The following is a 16,406-nucleotide window of genomic DNA, read 5'->3' on the forward strand; positions in this document are numbered from 1 at the left end:
CACCCCGGCACCGCCAGGCCCGCTCCCGCCCCCCGCGCCCGACGCGTGAACACGCCCGACCAAGAAGGGCGCAATGAGCGTTGTATACCGTGCGAAGGAGGAATATAAGGTGAATCATGCGATACATACGTACAAGCGCCGCGCGCGCTTGCCTCTCCCTCCTCGTGCTCGCTGCGCTCCCCGGGACGGCGTTCGGGGCGACGACCGCGATCACGTTCGTCATCAACCACGCCGATTGCGGCAACGCCGAGTTCTCGCTGTACCTGAACGGGGTCCTCCTCGACACGGTCCCGAGCGAGAACGGGTGCGAATGCCGCACAGAGACGCTCCAGAGGGCGTTCACCGAGCCCGAGGTGCTGGCCCTCTACGATCCGAACACCTGCAACGATGTCCGGGTCGACATCGACAAAGGCCAGGGCTTGCTCGTCGGCTTCGCGCGCATCCACGTCGATTCGACCGAAGGCTCGTCGTACCTGTGCCTGTACGACGCGGAGCGCGGCCCGATCCCGTGCGCGGATCGCGACGTCTGCGACGGCTACGGCGTCGGGCTGACGTCGCTCGGGAGCCAGGACAGGGACGGCATCGCGCCAGGCCTGGGCAGGGGCTGCGACAACTGCCCCGTCACGTACAACCCGGATCAGGCCGACGAGGACGCCGACGGGATCGGCGACGCCTGCGACCCCTGTCCGCGCGGCGACCGCGACCGCGACGCCGTCTGCGACGCGACCGACAACTGCGCCTCCGCCGCCAACCCGAGCCAGACCGACAGCGACGGCGACGGCATCGGCGACGCCTGCGACAACTGCCCCGCCGCCGCCAATCCGGACCAGGCCGACAGCGACGGCGACGGCCACGGGGACGCGTGCGCTCACGCCTGCGTCACCCTGCAGCGAGGCTCCTTCGGCGAGGTCGCGGACGCCGATATCTGGGAAGCGTTCCCCGACTACAACGACGGCCGCGTCCCCTACAACGCGTCGGGCAACGCCCACGGCTTCCGCAAGCAAGCGCTCTACCGGTTCGGGCTCGACGGCATCCCCGCCGGCGCCACCATCACGTCGGCCGACTTCGGCGTGGCCGCCTACGGCCCTGGCGACGAGAGCGTTCGAATCCACCGCGTCACCGCGCCCTGGAGCGAGGACGCCGTCACCTGGAACAACTTCGCCGCGAGCTACGACGCGGACGTCGAGAGCCACCTCACCTGGGTCGGACCGTACGATATGAGCGCCGATCTGACCGGCCTCGTCCAGGCGTGGGTCGACGGCACGGCGCCGAACCACGGCTTCCTCGTCGAGGAGGATCCGACCGGGCGCACGTCGTACCGCTCGAGCGACCACCCCCTCGAGGAGGACCGCCCCTGGCTCGAGGTCTGCTATTTCGCGCCCTGATCCGCGCCGCGCGGCGCCTCCTCCGCGCCGTCCTCCGCCGGGTAGGGCCTCCCGAGCGCCGCGGGGGGCGTCGCGTCGAACGCGCGCAGGAGCGGGCGGCGCGCCGCGTCGGGCAGGAGCGCGCCGAGGCGTTCCAGGAGCCCGCTCGAGGTGAGCCCCAGGACCACGATCATCAGCGCGAACGGCGCCACGCTGAAGACCTGCGTCGGCACCGACGGCAGCGCGCCCTGGCCGAGGCTCGCCATCGACGAGAGCACGCCGAACAGGCACGCGCCGAGCGCCGCCCGCACCGGATGAAAGCCGCCGAAGATCACGATCGCCAGCGCGATCCAGCCGTAGCCGGCCGTGTGGCGGTGGCTCCAGCCCGCCTTGAAGTCGAGCGAGTACGCCGCGCCGCCGATCCCCACGAGCGCGCCGCCGACGAGCGTCGCCGCGGTGCGCACCCGGGCCACGCGCGCCCCGCGGGCGTGCGCCGCCGCGGGCTGCTCGCCCACGGCCCGGACCAGCAGCCCCGCGCGCGTGCGGTACAGGAACACCCAGGCGCAGGCGACGAGCAGGTAGCTCGCGTACACCACCGGATCGCTCCGGAAGAACAGCGGGCCGAGGATCGGCACGTCCCCGAGCACCGGGATCGACAGCGCCGGGACCGTCGGGCCGGGCACCCGCACGAACGGGCCGCCGAGCACCGACGAGAGATCCGCGCAGAGCATCGCCAGCACGAAGCCGACCGCGATCTGCGAGCGGCGCAGGAAGATCCCGCCGATCGCCACGACGAGCGCGACGAGCGCCCCGGTCGCGGCCGCGGCGGCGAAGCCGACGAGGACGCTGCCGGTCGTCAGCGCGGCCGCGAAGCCCACCATCGCCGAGAGCATCATCGAGCCCTCCGCGGAGAGGTTGATGACCCCGGCCCGCTCGGCGATCGTCTCGCCGACCGCCGCGACCACGAGCGGCGTCGAGGCCGCGAGCGCGGTCGCGAGGAGCGAGAGGAGCTCGCCGCCGCCGTCGTCCATCAGGCCCCCTCCGGCCGGCCGCCGCCGCGCGCCCCGCGCGCGCTCCAGGGCGACAGCAGCGCGAGCAGGACGAGCGCACCCTGGAGCACGCCCGCGAGCGAGGACTCCAGGCCGAGCGTCATCGGGAGCTTCAGGCTGCCGACGTTGAGCGCGCTGAAGAACAGGGCGATCGGCGCGACGAGCGCCGCGCGCCGGCCCGCGAGCATCACCACGAGCAGCGCCAGGAAGCCGAGGTTGCTCGAGACGTTCGGGAGGAGCCGGTGGAACGTGCCGAGCACCTGCAGCGCGCCGGCGACGCCGGCGAGCGCGCCCGAGATCGCGAACGCGGCGAGCATCTCCCGCGCCGCCGGGACGCCGAGCACCGCCGCGGCCTCCGGGCTCAGCCCCACCGCGCGCAGCCGGAGCCCGAAGTGGGTCCGCCCGAGCACCACCGCCGCGCCGACGAGCGCGAGCGCCGCGAGCAGGAGCGCGGCCGGGCTCAGGTCGGTGCCGCCCAGCGTGGAGAGCCGGAGCGCGCCGTCGAGCGGCTCGGTGCCGGCCATCGACGCGACGCCAGGGCGCTTCCACGGGCCGAAGACGAGGTAGAGGACCGCCCCCTGGGCGACGAAGTTCATGCCGAGGCCCGCGAAGATCTCGCTCACCCGGGCGCGCGTGTGCAGCGCGCCCGTGAGCGCGCCCCAGAGCGCCCCGCCGAGCGCGCCCGCGGCGATCGAGAGCGCGACGACGAGCCCCGCGGGGAGGCCCGGCCAGAGCGCGCGCGAGGCGCCGGTGGCGCAGACGGCGCCGATGACGAGCTGCCCCTCGACCCCGAGGTGGTACAGGCCGGCGCGGAACGTGAACAGGAGGCCGCTGCCGCAGAGGAGCAGCGGCGCCAGGGTGGCGAGCACCCGCGCGGCCTGATCCGCGGTGCCGAACGCGCCCTCCCACAGGCCCGCGGCCACCGCCGCCGGCGAGGCGCCCAGGAGCGCGCACAGCCCCGCGACGAGCGCGAGCGCGAGGGCGAGCGGCGCGAGCGGCGCCAGGCGGGCGGCGACGCCGCGCGGCCACGCCGGCCGCGCGCCGGAGCCGGATCCGCCGGCCGGCCCGGGGCCCGAGCCGCCGGCCGGGCCGGGGCTCATGGCGGGCGGACCGGGGCTCGTGGCGGGCGGACCAGGGCTCGTGGCGGGCGGACCGGGGCTCATGGGCCGGCCCCCGCGGGCGCGGCCGGGGCCGGGGCGGGCTCGTCGAGCTCGCCGCCGATCATCCGGCCGAGCCGGTCCAGGGTGAGGTCGGCCGCGTCGACGGGCCGCGAGACGCGCCCGCCGCTGAACACGAGGACCCGGTCGCTGTAGCGCATGAGCTCGTCGAGCTCGGACGACGCGAACACGAGCGCCGTCCCGGCCCGGCACCGCGCGAGGAGCTGCTCCCAGACCCACCGCGCCGACGCGAGGTCGAGCCCCCGGGTCGGCTGCTCCAGGAGCAGCAGCGCGAGGCCCGCGGGGAGGAGCGCGAGCTGGGTGCGCTGCTGGTTGCCGCCGGAGAGCGCCTCGACCCGGGTCTCGGGCCGACCGCGGATCCGGAACGCCTCGATGACCCGCTCGGCGGCGCGGCGGATCTCGCGCGGGCGGAGGAACACCCCCGGCCGGGGGGCGCGCAGCGCGACGTGCTCCTCGAGGGAGAGGCCCGCGATGAGCCCCTCCCGCCGGCGGTCCGCGGGCAGGTAGCCCACGCCGGCGCGCAGGAAGGCCGGGTAGGGGCGGCCGGTCAGGTCGGCCCCGCCGATGGCGACGCGGCCCTGCCGCACCCGGAGCAGCCCGGCGCAGGCGCGCAGCAGGAGGCGCTGGCCGCTCCCCTCGAGGCCCGCGAGCCCGAGCACCTCGCCGCGGCGCACGGCGAGGCGGGGGAGCCGCAGGTCGAGGCGGTGATCGCCGACGCCGACGTCGTCGAGGGCGAGCGCGACGCCGTCGCCGGCCGTCGGGGGCCGCTCCGGGGGCGCGAGCGCCTCGCCGAACATCAGGGCGACGAGGCGCTCGGCGCCGGCCGGCATCTCCGCCTCGCCGGCCACCTTGCCCTGCCGCAGCACGGTCACGCGATCGCAGAGCGCCTCGACGTCCGAGAGCTTGTGCGAGACGAGCACGATCGCCTTGCCGTCCTGCTTGAGCCGCCGGAGCGCGGAGAAGAGGGCGTCCTGCTGCGCGCCGGAGATCCCCGTCGTGGGCTCGTCCAGGAGGAGCGCGCGGACGCCCAGCGAGAGGAGCCGCAGGAGCTCGATCTGCTGGCGCTCCCCGAGGGTGAGCCGCCCGACCTGCTCGTCCGGGTCGACGGAGAAGCCGAACCGCGCCGCGAGCGCGAGCAGCTCGTCGCGCGCCGCGCGGCGGGGGAGGAAGACGCCCGCGGCGCGGCGCGAGGGCGGCGCGGGGGAGGGCGCGCCGCCGGCCGCGGCGGCGGGGCGAGGGCGGGCGACGAGGAAGCTCTCCAGGACGGTGAGGGGAGGGAAGTCGAGCGGCTCCTGGTGGAGCACGCCGACGCCGGCGGCGAGGGCGTCGGCCGGGCTGGCGAGCGCCACCGGACGGCCGTCGAAGAGCAGGCGGCCGGCGTCCGGGCGGAGGAGCCCGCCGAGGATGCGGAGCAGCGTGCTCTTGCCGGCGCCGTTCTCGCCGAGCAGGCCGTGGACGGCGCCCGCCCGGATCGTCAGCGACACGTCGTCGTTGGCCCTGACCGGGCCGAACCGCTTGGCGACGCGCTCGATCTCGATCCGCATGGACGACCGCCCCGAGGCGGCTACTTGCTCGGCCCGGTGATCCCCTGGACCAGCTGCGGCAGATACCAGATCTGCTGGGGCGTCGCGGCCTCGCCGTCCTTCAGGAAGTCGGTGCCGTCCTGGAACTTGAGCGGCCCCTTCCAGAGGTCGAGCCCATTGGCGAGCGTCAGGACGAACGCGCCGAGCTGCGCCTTGCGCTCGCCCAACGCGTTGCCCGGCAGGAAGCCGACGACCGAGGCGTCGCCGTTGAGATCGCGGAAGTCCGGGCCTTCCCAGACGAACTCGCTCGTGTACTTGCCCGCGCGCACCTTCTCGATGGCGTCGCGGTAGAGCGGCGCCCAGTTGTAGTAGGCGACGCCGAGGCAGATGTCGGGCGCCAGGTCGCAGCCGGCCTTGTGGTCGTAATGGACGTACTTGACCTTCTTGCCGGCGCCGCTCGCCTTCTTGGCCTGCAGCGCGGCCTCGGGCGTGTCGAGCCCGGTCAGGAGCACGTCGAAGCCGCTGCTGTAGAAGTCGTCGGCCACCTTGGTGGGGTCGAGGGTGACGCCCGGGATGTTGAACCAGAAGCCGATCCACGCGACCTTGAAGGTGAGCTCCTCCGGCTTCTTCTTCTGGTACTTCTCCCAGCAGTACCGCGCGCCGAGGTACGCGGCGGTGACGAGCCGGCGGGTCTCGTCGTTCACGAGCGGGCCGAGATACCCGATCTTGCCGGTCTCGGTGCCGAGCGCGGCGGCGCACCCGGAGATGTGCTTGGCGGCCTCGATGCGGCCCATGATGTTGCCCAGGTTGGGCTGGGGCTTGTGGTTCTTGCCATCCTTCCAGGCGTAATCGCCGGAGACGTGGAGGACGGTGATCTGCGGGTGCTTGCGCGCGGTCTCGAGGGCGTCGTCCTTGTAATCGTCGGAGTTGTAGACGACGAGCTTGGCGCCGCGGGAGATGAGGTCGTCCGCGACCTGGGAGCCCTTCACGTTGGGGCGATCGGCCGGATTGACCTTGTCGACATACTCGAAGCCGACGTCGGGCATCTTGGCGAGGACCGACCGGAGGCCGTCGTAATGGGCCTGGTTCCACCCCTTGTCGTTGTAGGGGCCGACCAGGATCATGCCCACCTTGTATTGGGCGGCCGGCGCGGCGGCCGACGCGCTCCCCGCGGCCGCGGCGGAGGCGGCGGTCTTCTCCGCAGGCGGGCTCGTGCTCGTCGACGAGCTCTGGCACGCGCCGGCGAGCAGCGACAGCGCGACGGCGACGGCGGAGCGGGTGGAGGCGCGGGGGGCCGCGAATGCCGCGGGCGACTTCGGCGTGCGGGGGATCACCCGATCCATCGTGGGCGGGATTGCCGCAGGGTGTCAAGGACCTGCGGCGGTGTCGGCGGGCCGCGCCGCCGGAGCGCGCGGCGCGCGGGGCGGAGGGGCCGTCGCCGGCCGCGGATCACTGGGGGATCGTGATCACGTCCTCGCAGGTGAAGTCGACCCCGAGGGCCGCCCGCGGGTCCGCCTGGATCGTGGCGCAGGTGCTGTCGCAGAGCACGATCTGGCTCGGATTCTCGGGGCTGTCGTAGCGCCAGGCGCCTTCGGCCGCGCACTCCTGGTCGTACGCGAGCGCGGTCGGGTCGCCGTCGCCGCTCGTGTACGTCACGCGGACCTTCTGCGCGTCGAAGGTCCTCCCGTCGGGCGCGGGCGGGATGTCGACCGTGCAGGAGACCGCCGCGCCGCGGATCGCGTCGATGGCGGCCTTGAAGGCGGCCGAGGTCGCCGCGGGGTTGCCGGTGTCGATCAGGTAGGCGTGGTCGGTGCCGCCCGCCACGGCGACATCGTCCATGTCCCTGACGGTCTCCGGCGCGCCCGCGAGGGGCGGGTTGGCGACCCCGATGACGTACGTGGGGATGCCGTTCGAGAGCGCGCTCGAGGCCTCGTCCGCCACGAGCGAGATCTTGTTGTACCGCGAGCCGCACCCCTGCGGATAACCGTCCGTGACGAGGACGATCGCATATCTCCCCGGCGTGGTGTCCCGCTGCGCCTCGACGTACGAGATCGTCCCTTGCATCACGAACAGCGTGGGCGTGCCGCCGCGCCAGTCGTTGGCGACCTCGGGCGTGATGGCGTCGATCGCCGCGGCGAAGGCGGGCGAGGGCAGCGGCGTCATCGGCACCTCCGGCGTCCTGTAGGTGTCCGCGTCGCATTTCGTCTCGGTATCGCCCTCGCTCGGGAAGAACCGGAGCGAGGCGTTGAGCCCCTCGGACAGGGGGTCCGAGAAGAACTGCTTCGTCGCCGCGACGACGGGATCCCATTTGAGCGACTTGTCGTGCCAGGGGGCGTCGCCCATGCCCATGCTGCCGGACACGTCGAACGCGAAGGCCAGGTAGACGGGCTCGAGATCGGCCTCGGCGCTCTGGGTGGCGCACGCCCCGCCCTCGCCCGAGGAGCCGCCGCTGCCCGGGCCCCCCGGCCCGAGATCGCCGCCGAACCCCGGCAGGCCCCCTTGGCCCGCGCCCCCTTGGCCCGCGCCCCCTTCGCCCGGGCCGCCGCTCGTGGTCGCGCTCCCAGTTCCGGGGCCGGACTGCGAGCTCCCGCCGCTGTCGCCGGCGCCATTGCTCCCACATGCGACACCGATCGCACCCACTGTCAGCAACACAATGGTCTTCGTGGGCAATTTCATGAGCTGGATCCTCCATGAGCGCGGTCCGGGCGCAGGTTGACGCGCGGAGCCGTCGATGGTGCGTGACACATTCAAGGGAAACGCGGCCGCGAAGCTCGCTTCGAGATCCCGCGGTCCATACAGCATAGCTGACGCAGCTACCTGCCGGCCGACGTCTGACCGCGAAATGATGCTCCACGGCATTGAGGCGCGGCAATGGGACCACCGCGGCACAGCATTCCTTGGATTGTGGTCGCGTGTCTCACGCCCGCGGCTGCGCGGCGCCGGGGTGCGGGGGAGGGGGGAGGGGGGAGGGGGGAGGGGGGCCCGGAGCGCCGCGCTCCCGCGCGCGGCGCTATCGGCTCAATGCACCTGGAGGGCGAGCTTGCCGAGGTGGTGACGGCCGAGGGCGAGGTGGGCTTCGGCGGCCTGGGCCAGGGGGAATCGGCGGGCGATCTCGACGTGGAAGGGGCCGGACGCGACAAGGCGGTTCAGCCGTTCGATGAGAACCGATTCATGGGAAGAGGACCGCAAGGGCGCAAGGGACGCAGGGGGAGGAGAAGAATAGAACTCCATCTCTGTCCCCTTGCGCCTCTTGCGCCCTTGCGGTCTCTCCTCTTGCTGCGTGCCGTGCTCTCAGGACACCGTCGCCTCGGCGGCCGCCGGGGGCGCCTCGACGGCGGCGCGCGCGGGGCGGAGCGGGTGCGTCTCGACCCGCCAGATGCCCTCGTCCGTCAGCCGGACCGCCGCGAACCGGGCGACGCCGTCGAGGTGGCCGTCCGTCTCGTGGCCGAGCGTCGACGAGGGGTGCGCGTAGACGCTGACGCGACCGCCGCTCTTCGAGCGGTAGTGGCCGAAGAACGCGAGGTGCTTGTGCCCGTGCAGCACGAGCGCGCTGTTCTTCTTGGGGTTCTTCTGCTGGTACGCCGCGAGGATCTCGAGCAGGCGCGGGCCATCCATCGCGATCATGAACGTGTCGTTGAGCGAGATCGGCCCCGCGAGGCGCGCCACGTGGTGGTGCAAGAGCACGATGACCGGGCCGGAGCCCCGCCGGAGCGCGCGGGCCAGGCGCCGGAGCTGGCCGCCGCCGATCTGCCCGATCGCGTTCGACCCCACGAACCGCGAGCGGTAACGGTTCGAGTTGAGCCCGAAGATCCGGATTCCCCCCTCGAGATCGAGCCGCCGCGGATACAGGCCGGCGATCGCGCGCAGCCGGCGCCGCGCCCGCTTGCGGGCGGGGATGTGCAAGGGGGGCTGGAAGCGGCCGCGCTCGACCCGCGTGAGCACCTCGATGAAGCGCTGCTCGCGCTCCGCCCGCTTCTTGAGGTACGGGTCGGGCGACGTGCCGACGTTGATCGCGATATCGTGGTTGCCAGGCACCATGAGCACCTGCGATGAGGCCGGGATGCCGGAGAGCGCCGCCTCGAGCTCGGCCCACTGCGCCTCTTCCCCGAGATCGGTCATGTCGCCCGTCAGCGCGACGAGCGGCGGCTTCATGGCCGCGATCTCCGCGACGAGCCGCCGGAGACGGCCGGTCAGCTCGGCGGTGTCGGGGCGAGCGACCCCCTCGGGCCACGCGGCCGAGCCCTCCTCGATCTCGTACGGCTCGCGGCCGCCCGCGGTGAGGTGCAGATCGGAGAGCTGGCAGAGCACGAGCCGGCCGCCGGGGATCGCGTCCCCAGGGTCGGGGAACAGCGTCGCCGCGCCGCCATACCGCAGGATCACCCGGGTCGCCTCGCCGAGGGCGAACGCGAGCCAGGCATACAGCGAGAGCCCGAGCGCGAGCAGCGCGAGCGCGATGCAGCCGGCGAGGACGAACGCCGCGCCGCCGCCGAAGGAGACGCTGCCGCCCGCAGGGAACCACGCGAGATCGGACCCGATGGACGAGAGGATCGAGCCGTCCAGCCACGCAGTGACCCAGCTCGGGACCCCGATCTCGAGCAGATGCGCGATGAGCCCGCCGGCGAGACAGATCGCGGCGAGGACGAGAAACAGCAGGATCAGGCGATCGCGGACGACGTCGATGACGTCGACGACCTCGCCGAGCCGCCCCCGGAACGACGAGCGGAAATAGCGGCTCCCGTAGGAGATCTTCTTCCACGTCTCCGGCCGCCACACGCGGCCGCGGCTCGCGATGCGCGAGACGACCACGGCGGGGGCGACGAGCAGCGCGGACAGGACGAGCACCGGCAGGAGCGCCAGGTAGAGAATTCGGAGGGCCGCCCTTCGCACGATGCCTCATTTGACGTGCCCCGGGCAGGACCGTCAAGCAGCCGCTCGGGTGGGCCGGCGGCCGCGCGCGCCCTGAAAGTTGCCGAAATGGATGGATGTCCGTAGCAGTAAGCGCGAGCTGTCCCACCGATGTCCTGCCCCGAGACGCCAAACGACCCGGCCTCCGCGCCGCGACCGTCCGCGCCGAGCGATCCGCCGTCGGCGCTCTCGACAGGCCTGCGCGCCGCGCCTGCGCCGCGCGCGCCGGCGCGCGGCGCGCGCGGCGACGGCTCGATCGCGGCGCTCGCCGCCGCGGGCGCGCTCGGCGCGGGCGCGCTCGGCGCGGCCGCCGCCGTGGAGACCGCGGCGCACGCGAACGCGCCCGCGGCGCGGGCCGCGGCGCCGCTCATCGCAGGCGCGCTGCAGGAGCGCGCGCTCGCCGCGTCGGCCGCGCCGCCGGGGCGCGCGGCGCCCGCGAGGGACGACGAGGACGTCGAGCCGGACACGCTGGAGGAGCAGCGCCTCCGGCTGTTCGCGCGGATGCGACGCGAGCTCGCGCTCTCCGACGAGGCGATGCGGGAGGTCGAGGCGATCTTCGCGGCGTCGCCGGTGCTCGGCCAGGGCAACCCGGCGCTATCGCATCACCCGATGTCGCGATCCGAGTGCCGCCGCGCCCGGGAGCTCGCGGGCGTCGCGCCGGCGCGCGAGCCGGCCTGCGGCGCGCCGGGGATGGTGCCGCTCTTCGATCCTACGCGCGGGCAGACCGCGGAGAGCGCGCCGGTCTGCATCGATCAGCTCGAGTTCCCGAACATCCCCTGCGAGTATCCGGTCGTGCACGTCCGGGCGCGCGAAGCGGCGCTCCTCTGCAGGGCGATCGGGAAACGGATCTGCGATGCGCACGAGTGGGAAGGGGCGTGCGCCGGCGCCCTGAGGGAGCCCGACGTCGAGTACGAGTGGGAGAGGCCCCGGAACGAGGCGAGCTGGCATCACAACCTCCTTCGCGAGAAGGTGTGGAGCTACGGTCCCGAGAAGAACCACGCGCTCTGCGGCACGGGGAGCGCCCGCACGCCGGGCTGCCCGGGCGGCGGGTGGGACCGCTGCGGCTCCAACACGTATCCGGCCGGCGCCTTCCCCGCGTGCCGGAGCCGCCTCGGGGTCTTCGATCTGCACGGCAACGTCGCCGAGCACATGAGCCTGCCCATCCTGCCCGACGAGCTCGCGCGGCGCGGCGACCGGGGCTTCACCGAGATGAAGGGCAGCTGGTTCGCGTTCTCGTCGATGGAGGTCCACGCCGACGACTGCAGGTGGCGCGCGCCCGACTGGCACGCAACGCGGCTCATGAGCAAGAGCAGCCACGCGAACTACCACCTGGGTTTCCGCTGCTGCAACGACATCGAGCCGAGAGCGGCCCCGAGCGGGTCGACCGCCGCGGCGCCGGCGTTGGCCGAGGAAGCGGCGGCGGCTGCGGTGAAGGAGCGATGAGGCGGAGGGGCGGAGATCTGGCCTTGGCGGAGATCAGGCCTTGAAGGAGTCGTAGCGGCCGGCGCGCGGCGCGACGCGCGCCTCCAGCGCGGCCCGCTCGGCGGGCGGCATGGGGAAGGGAAGGGATCTCGCGCCGAGGTTCTCGCGCACCTCGGCGATCGAGGAGCAGCCGATGATCACCGTGTCGGCGTGGCTCGCCGCATAGCGGATGAGCTCGCTCGGGCTCGCTGCGCGATCCTGGAGCAGGCGGCCCGCGGCCATGATCTTCATGCCGATGACGCCGACGCCGCGCCGCCGCGCCTCCTCGACCACCGTCGTCAGGAACGGGAGCCGCGCCGGATCCGCGGGGTTGATCGCGCACAGCACGGTGTCGACCGGATAGCGCCGCATCGCCTCGACGAGGATCTGCGGGTCGTGGTGCCCGGTGATCCCCACGTGGCGCACGCGGCCGTCCGCCCTGGCCTGCTCCACGGCCTCGATCGCGCCCCCCTTGCCGAAGATGGCGTCGAGCTCGTCCAGTTCGCGCAAATCGTGCAACTGCCACAGATCGAGGTGGTCTGTCCCGAGGCGGCGCAGGCTGTCGTCGAGCAGCCTGAGCGCGCCGTCGCGATCGCGCGCGTGCGTCTTGGAGGCGAGGAAGACCTGCTCGCGCGCCCTCGGCCCGGCGGCGCGGAAGGCCTCACCATAGTAGTCCTGGCTCTGCTGGTACGCAGGCGCGGTATCGCAATACCTGACCCCGAGGCGCAGCGCCTCCAGGATGACCGGCACCGCCTCGCGATGCCGGCCGGTGGTCCGGAGGATCCCCTCTCCGCCGAGCGACACCGGCTCCACCTGCGCGCCGGTCCGCCCGAGCGTGCGGGGCGGCGCCGCCGCGGCGCCTCGAGGGGCCGCGGGCGCCGCGGACGGCGCGCCCCCGGCGGCGCCGGTCGCGATGGCCCCGGCGGTCGTGGCGGCCGCGCGCAGCCCCCCGCGGCGACCCGCGTCGGTCCCTTCCGTCTCGCTCGGCTCGTCGCTCATGCGTCCTCCGGAGAAAAGTTCTACCAACCCGCTGACCGCACGTAAACGGCCGTCCGGCTCCCCGCAACACAGGCCCACTCACATGAGCCCACTTGCACGCATCTGGTGGTCTACGGGCGCAGGTTTGCTCTGGCGCGGCGGACTCGAGCGCGCACGGCGGAGCTGCAGAGTTCGAGCGCCCACCGCGGAGCCGCGGTGACGGAGGCGGATGGTTACGGCCCGAGTCGATCGATTCGCGTCCTGCCTTCGTTGGTCACAAACGGCGCATCCTGAGCAGGTGAGGCGCAGGGGGCCGGGCCTCCGCTGCGGCGCGGGCGTTTTCTGGCCGGGTCAGACGATCGGCACGGGACGCGGCGCGCGCCGGCCGCCCTCGCGCCGCCGGACCTGCGCCGCCGCTCTCGTTCACGACGGCCGCGGCGCGGGCGGGAGCGCACGTGATCTGCTCGAACGAGAGAGAGAGAGGTGTTTGCGCGCCGCGCGAGCGACGGCCGCGGAAGCGGTGAGTTCGTCATCTCCAGCGGACGCGCGCGGCCCGCGCGCGATAGGCCCGCCGCGCGGTGGCCGTCCCGCCGGTCTTCGCGAGGAGAACCCGGGAAACCAGCGCCGGCGCTGATCCAGAGAATGCCTTTTCGCGGGCGCGGCGAGGCCGGCGGCGCGAGCGAGCAGCGGCAGTGTCTGCACACGAGCGATGAGGCACACAGCCTGCTCTTCGATGAGCCCAAGATGGCGCGGGCCTTCCGGCCATCACGGGATATTGAGGAGGACAACACATGCTCTCGATTCATGGCAAGGTGCTGGGACTCGCGGTGGTGATGGCGGCGCTGGGCACGGGGTGCGCCGTCGACTCGGTGAGCGACGTGGAGCTCGACGAGGCCGGTCTCGACGAGGTCGGGCAGGTGGATTCGACCGCCGAGGCGCTCGAGGCCGACGACGACGCGCGGGGCGGGTTCCAGCAGGCGCCGATCAAGGCGCCGCTCGGTCCGAGCAAGGGGGGGCTCGGTCCGAGCAAGGGGGGGCTCGGGCAGCAGGCGCCGCTCGGCGTGCAGGGGCCCGCCGATCTTGGCCAGGCGCCGATCGGCATGCAGGGGCCCGCCGATCTCGGCCAGGCGCCGATCGGCCAGATCGGCCAGGCGCCGATCGGCCAGGTCGGCCAGGCGCCGATTGGCCAGGTCGGCCAGGCGCCGATCGGCCAGGGGCCCATGGGTGTGCCGGGCGTCGGCGCGCCGGGCCTGCCGGGCGCCGGCCTGCCGGGCGCCGGCCTGCCGGGCGCCGGCCTGCCGGGCGTCGGCGTGCCGGGCCTCGGCCTCGGCGTGCCGGGCTTCGGCGCGCCCGGCTTCGGCGCCGTGGGCTCGCGCTTCGGCGGCTTCGGCGGCTTCGGCGGCTTCGGCTGCTGCCCCAACTTCATCAACATCATCAACAACAACTTCTTCATCGACGACCGCTTCCGCGACTGCGACCGCTTCCGTGACTGCTGCCGCTTCCCCCATCATTGCTTCGACGGCTTCGACGGCTTCGACGGCTTCAACGGCTTCAACGACTTCCCTCGCGATGGTTTCAACACGTTCAATAACTGCCGCCCGCCCTTCTCCAACCGCTTCTGCCCCTGCTTCCCCCACCGCCCCTGCTGCGGAGGAAACAACAATTGGGGCTGGGGCGGGGGCGGGGGCTCGGGCTTCGGCTGCTAGCGCCGCGCACGCGCACGCGACCAGAGCGGCGCTCGCGACCGCCTGAGGACGCGCCTCCGCAGGCGCGCGGGGCACGGGAGAGCGCGAGTCGCTCGACCTCGATGGCCGATCGGGCATCGGCCCTCCGACGCTCGCCCTCTCACAGACATCCCCGCGGCCGCCTGGGGCCCACCCGCCCCAGGCGGCCGGCGACGCCGGGACGCGACGGCGGCGGGTGGGCCGCCGGCGCGACCTGACGGGCGCGGCCGGGCCGCGCCCCGCTCCAGGTCCGCGCCCCCTCGGGAGCGCGGCGTGTCCCGCGAGACTGTACGCGCATCCGCGACGGGCTGGGCCGCGAGCCGGCGCGCGCTCGCGGACATTGCCCCCCCGTGCGCGATCCCTTAGAGTGGCCGGAACGCTGTGATCGGCACGATCATCGACGGCAAGTATCAGATACGCAAGCTGCTCGGCGAGGGCGCCATGGGGTCGGTCTACGAGGCCGAGCACACGGGGACCGGCCGCCGCTGCGCCGTGAAGGTGATCAGCTCGGCCGATCTCACCCGCGATCCGAAGGTGGTCAGCCGCTTCCAGCGCGAGGCGCGCGCGGCGGGCGCGATCGACACGCAGCACATCACCCAGGTGCTCGACGCCGGCGTCGACCGCGACTCGAAGCTGCCCTTCCTCGCGATGGAGTACCTCGCCGGCGAGGACGTCAACCAGCTCATCAAGCGCGTCGGGCCCCTCGCGCCCGACCTCGCGCTGCGCATCGTCGCGCAGTCGTGCCTCGGGCTCCAGAAGGCGCACGAGGCGAGCGTCGTCCACCGCGACATCAAGCCGCACAACCTGTTCCTCTCGCGGCGCGACGCCGGCGAGATCCTCGTCAAGCTGCTCGATTTCGGCATCGCCAAGGTCAAGATGGACCGGGCGAACGAGACCGAGGGCGCCGACCTCACGCGCACCGGGAACCTCATCGGCTCGCCGCTCTACATGTCGCCCGAGCAGGCGCGCGGGCAAAGGGAGATCGATCACCGCACCGACATCTGGTCGCTCGGCGCCGTGCTCTACCAGGCGCTCACCGGGCGGACGCCGTACCATCACATCACCGCGCTCGGCGAGCTCATCATCGCCATCTGCTCGGATCCCCCGCCGCCGGTGCAGGACTTCGCGCCGTGGGTGCCGCCGGAGGTGGCGGCGATCGTGCACCGCTGCCTGCTGCAGGCGCCCGGGCAGCGCTACCAGAGCGCGCAGGAGATGTTCGGCGCCATCCGGCCGCTGCTCCCCTACGGCTGGGGCATCCACGAGAGCATGCTCGTGCCGCTGCCGGACGCGGTGCGCAGGCAGTCCGCGCCGCGGCTCTCGATGAACGGCAACGCCCCGCCCGCGAACCAGAGCGGCGCGTACGCCGCCACGTCGCCCGCCAACCAGAGCGGAGGGTACCCGGCGCTCGCGGCCTCGCCCGCGAACCAGAGCGGCGCGTACGCCGCCGCGTCGCCCGCCTACCAGAGCGGAGGGTACCCCGCGGTCCCGAGCGAGCACCGCGGCGGAGGGTACCCGTCGTTCGCGCCGCCCCCGAACCCGAGCGGGCCACACGGCGCGATCGCGCCGGCCGCCAACCACGCCGGCGCCGCGACCACCGGGGCGCTCACGCAGTCGCATCGCGGCACGCAGCCCGGCGCCTCGCGGGTGCCGGTCGTGGCCGGCGCCGCGCTGCTCGCCGCGGGCATCGCGGCCGGCGTGTACTTCGTCAGCGACCGATCGCCCGAGCCCGCCGCGCCGGCGGCGGCGTCGGCGATCCCCGAGGTGCTCCCGCCGGCGGCGGCCACCCCGGCGCCGCCCCCCGCGCCGACGCCGGCGCCGGCCGCGACGGGGACGTCGGAGGCCGACGCGGCCGAGCCGCAGCCCAGGCGCGTTCAGGTGGTCATCCTGCCGTCCGACGCCTCGGTCGAGGTCGAAGGCGTGCGCACGACCACCAGGAACGGGATCCTCGAGATCACCGGGCCGCTCGGGAGCGAGCACAGGGTGCGCGTGTTCAAGGGGGCGAACGAGGCGGTGACCGACGTGATCGTGACCACCAGCGGCGCGCGGCCGCTCAAGATCGAGCTCGCGCCGACCCCGGCGAAGGGCGCCCCGGCGCCTCCGGCGAAGGGCGCCTCCGCCGCGCCGCCGGCGCCGGCGCCGGCTCCGGCGCCGACGACCCCCAAGGGGATCATCGACAACACCGACGAGTTCGGAAAGTAGCAGCGGAACGACAGGCTGAGTACGG

General features: G+C 73.8%; 12 protein-coding genes. 4 read left to right on the top strand and 8 right to left on the bottom strand.

The features are described from left to right. Window positions 1-116: 116 nt before the first annotated feature. On the top strand, window positions 117-1,385 hold the full coding sequence (locus WMF20_RS20565) for a DNRLRE domain-containing protein (RefSeq protein WP_437616094.1): 1,269 nt from the start codon (window positions 117-119) through the stop codon (window positions 1,383-1,385). On the opposite strand, the gene WMF20_RS20570 is transcribed toward WMF20_RS20565, so the two are convergent. The 7 genes from WMF20_RS20570 to WMF20_RS20600 all read right to left on the bottom strand — a co-directional run bounded on the left by WMF20_RS20570 (window position 1,370) and on the right by WMF20_RS20600 (window position 10,001). Then, window positions 1,370-2,395 carry an ABC transporter permease gene (locus WMF20_RS20570; RefSeq protein WP_437616096.1) on the bottom strand — a complete coding sequence of 342 codons (1,026 nt, stop codon included), beginning with the start codon at window positions 2,393-2,395 and terminating at the stop codon, window positions 1,370-1,372. The genes WMF20_RS20565 and WMF20_RS20570 overlap by 16 nt on opposite strands. Next, a complete protein-coding gene (locus tag WMF20_RS20575; RefSeq protein WP_437616098.1) occupies window positions 2,395-3,576 on the bottom strand; it encodes an ABC transporter permease in 1,182 nt (393 codons plus the stop codon). The genes WMF20_RS20570 and WMF20_RS20575 overlap by 1 nt, the downstream gene beginning before the upstream one ends. After that, a complete protein-coding gene (locus WMF20_RS20580) occupies window positions 3,573-5,135 on the bottom strand; it encodes an ABC transporter ATP-binding protein (protein WP_437616100.1) in 1,563 nt (520 codons plus the stop codon). Before WMF20_RS20580 ends, WMF20_RS20575 begins: the two co-directional genes overlap by 4 nt. Window positions 5,136-5,155: 20 nt before the next feature. After that, the gene (locus WMF20_RS20585; protein WP_437616102.1) at window positions 5,156-6,448 is read right to left on the bottom strand and encodes a BMP family lipoprotein; all 1,293 of its coding nucleotides are present in this window, start codon (window positions 6,446-6,448) and stop codon (window positions 5,156-5,158) included. Window positions 6,449-6,563: 115 nt separating this feature from the next. Then, window positions 6,564-7,790, bottom strand: coding sequence for a vWA domain-containing protein (locus WMF20_RS20590; RefSeq protein ID WP_437616104.1), 1,227 nt, complete (start codon window positions 7,788-7,790; stop codon window positions 6,564-6,566). 342 nt (window positions 7,791-8,132) lie between these two features. Continuing rightward, window positions 8,133-8,345: a zinc-binding dehydrogenase gene (locus WMF20_RS20595; RefSeq protein ID WP_437616106.1), complete on the bottom strand. Its 213-nt coding sequence runs from the start codon at window positions 8,343-8,345 to the stop codon at window positions 8,133-8,135. A 60-nt stretch (window positions 8,346-8,405) separates the two neighbouring features. Continuing rightward, window positions 8,406-10,001 (bottom strand): metallophosphoesterase family protein, encoded by a 1,596-nt coding sequence (locus WMF20_RS20600; RefSeq protein WP_437616108.1) that lies wholly within the window; start codon window positions 9,999-10,001, stop codon window positions 8,406-8,408. Between the two features lie 129 nt (window positions 10,002-10,130). Between WMF20_RS20600 and WMF20_RS20605 the strand changes: the two genes are divergently transcribed. Continuing rightward, complete coding sequence (locus WMF20_RS20605; protein WP_437616110.1) at window positions 10,131-11,462, top strand: SUMF1/EgtB/PvdO family nonheme iron enzyme; 1,332 nt, start codon at window positions 10,131-10,133, stop codon at window positions 11,460-11,462. A 33-nt stretch (window positions 11,463-11,495) separates the two neighbouring features. Here the strand turns inward: WMF20_RS20605 and WMF20_RS20610 are convergent, their stop codons facing one another. Beyond that, window positions 11,496-12,479, bottom strand: coding sequence for an aldo/keto reductase (locus tag WMF20_RS20610; protein ID WP_437616112.1), 984 nt, complete (start codon window positions 12,477-12,479; stop codon window positions 11,496-11,498). Between the two features lie 770 nt (window positions 12,480-13,249). Between WMF20_RS20610 and WMF20_RS20615 the strand changes: the two genes are divergently transcribed. Continuing rightward, window positions 13,250-14,164 carry a hypothetical protein gene (locus WMF20_RS20615; protein WP_437616114.1) on the top strand — a complete coding sequence of 305 codons (915 nt, stop codon included), beginning with the start codon at window positions 13,250-13,252 and terminating at the stop codon, window positions 14,162-14,164. 399 nt (window positions 14,165-14,563) lie between these two features. Next, window positions 14,564-16,381, top strand: coding sequence for a serine/threonine protein kinase (locus WMF20_RS20620; protein ID WP_437616116.1), 1,818 nt, complete (start codon window positions 14,564-14,566; stop codon window positions 16,379-16,381). Window positions 16,382-16,406 lie beyond the last annotated feature (25 nt).

Origin of the sequence: Sorangium sp. So ce834 (genome assembly GCF_051521425.1) — a bacterium.
GTDB classification, from domain to species: Bacteria; Myxococcota_A; Polyangia; order Polyangiales; family Polyangiaceae; genus Sorangium; species Sorangium cellulosum_D.

Excerpts from the sequence above, each read along its gene's own strand:
- WMF20_RS20580 (WP_437616100.1), bottom strand. The coding sequence starts at position 5,135 with ATGCGGATCGAGATCGAGCGCGTCGCCAAGCGGTTCGGCCCGGTCAGG.
- WMF20_RS20565 (WP_437616094.1), top strand. The coding sequence starts at position 117 with ATGCGATACATACGTACAAGCGCCGCGCGCGCTTGCCTCTCCCTCCTC.
- WMF20_RS20610 (WP_437616112.1), bottom strand. The coding sequence starts at position 12,479 with ATGAGCGACGAGCCGAGCGAGACGGAAGGGACCGACGCGGGTCGCCGC.
- WMF20_RS20615 (WP_437616114.1), top strand. The coding sequence starts at position 13,250 with ATGCTCTCGATTCATGGCAAGGTGCTGGGACTCGCGGTGGTGATGGCG.
- WMF20_RS20595 (WP_437616106.1), bottom strand. The coding sequence starts at position 8,345 with ATGGAGTTCTATTCTTCTCCTCCCCCTGCGTCCCTTGCGCCCTTGCGG.
- WMF20_RS20605 (WP_437616110.1), top strand. The coding sequence starts at position 10,131 with ATGTCCTGCCCCGAGACGCCAAACGACCCGGCCTCCGCGCCGCGACCG.
- WMF20_RS20570 (WP_437616096.1), bottom strand. The coding sequence starts at position 2,395 with ATGGACGACGGCGGCGGCGAGCTCCTCTCGCTCCTCGCGACCGCGCTC.
- WMF20_RS20575 (WP_437616098.1), bottom strand. The coding sequence starts at position 3,576 with ATGAGCCCCGGTCCGCCCGCCACGAGCCCTGGTCCGCCCGCCACGAGC.
- WMF20_RS20590 (WP_437616104.1), bottom strand. The coding sequence starts at position 7,790 with ATGAAATTGCCCACGAAGACCATTGTGTTGCTGACAGTGGGTGCGATC.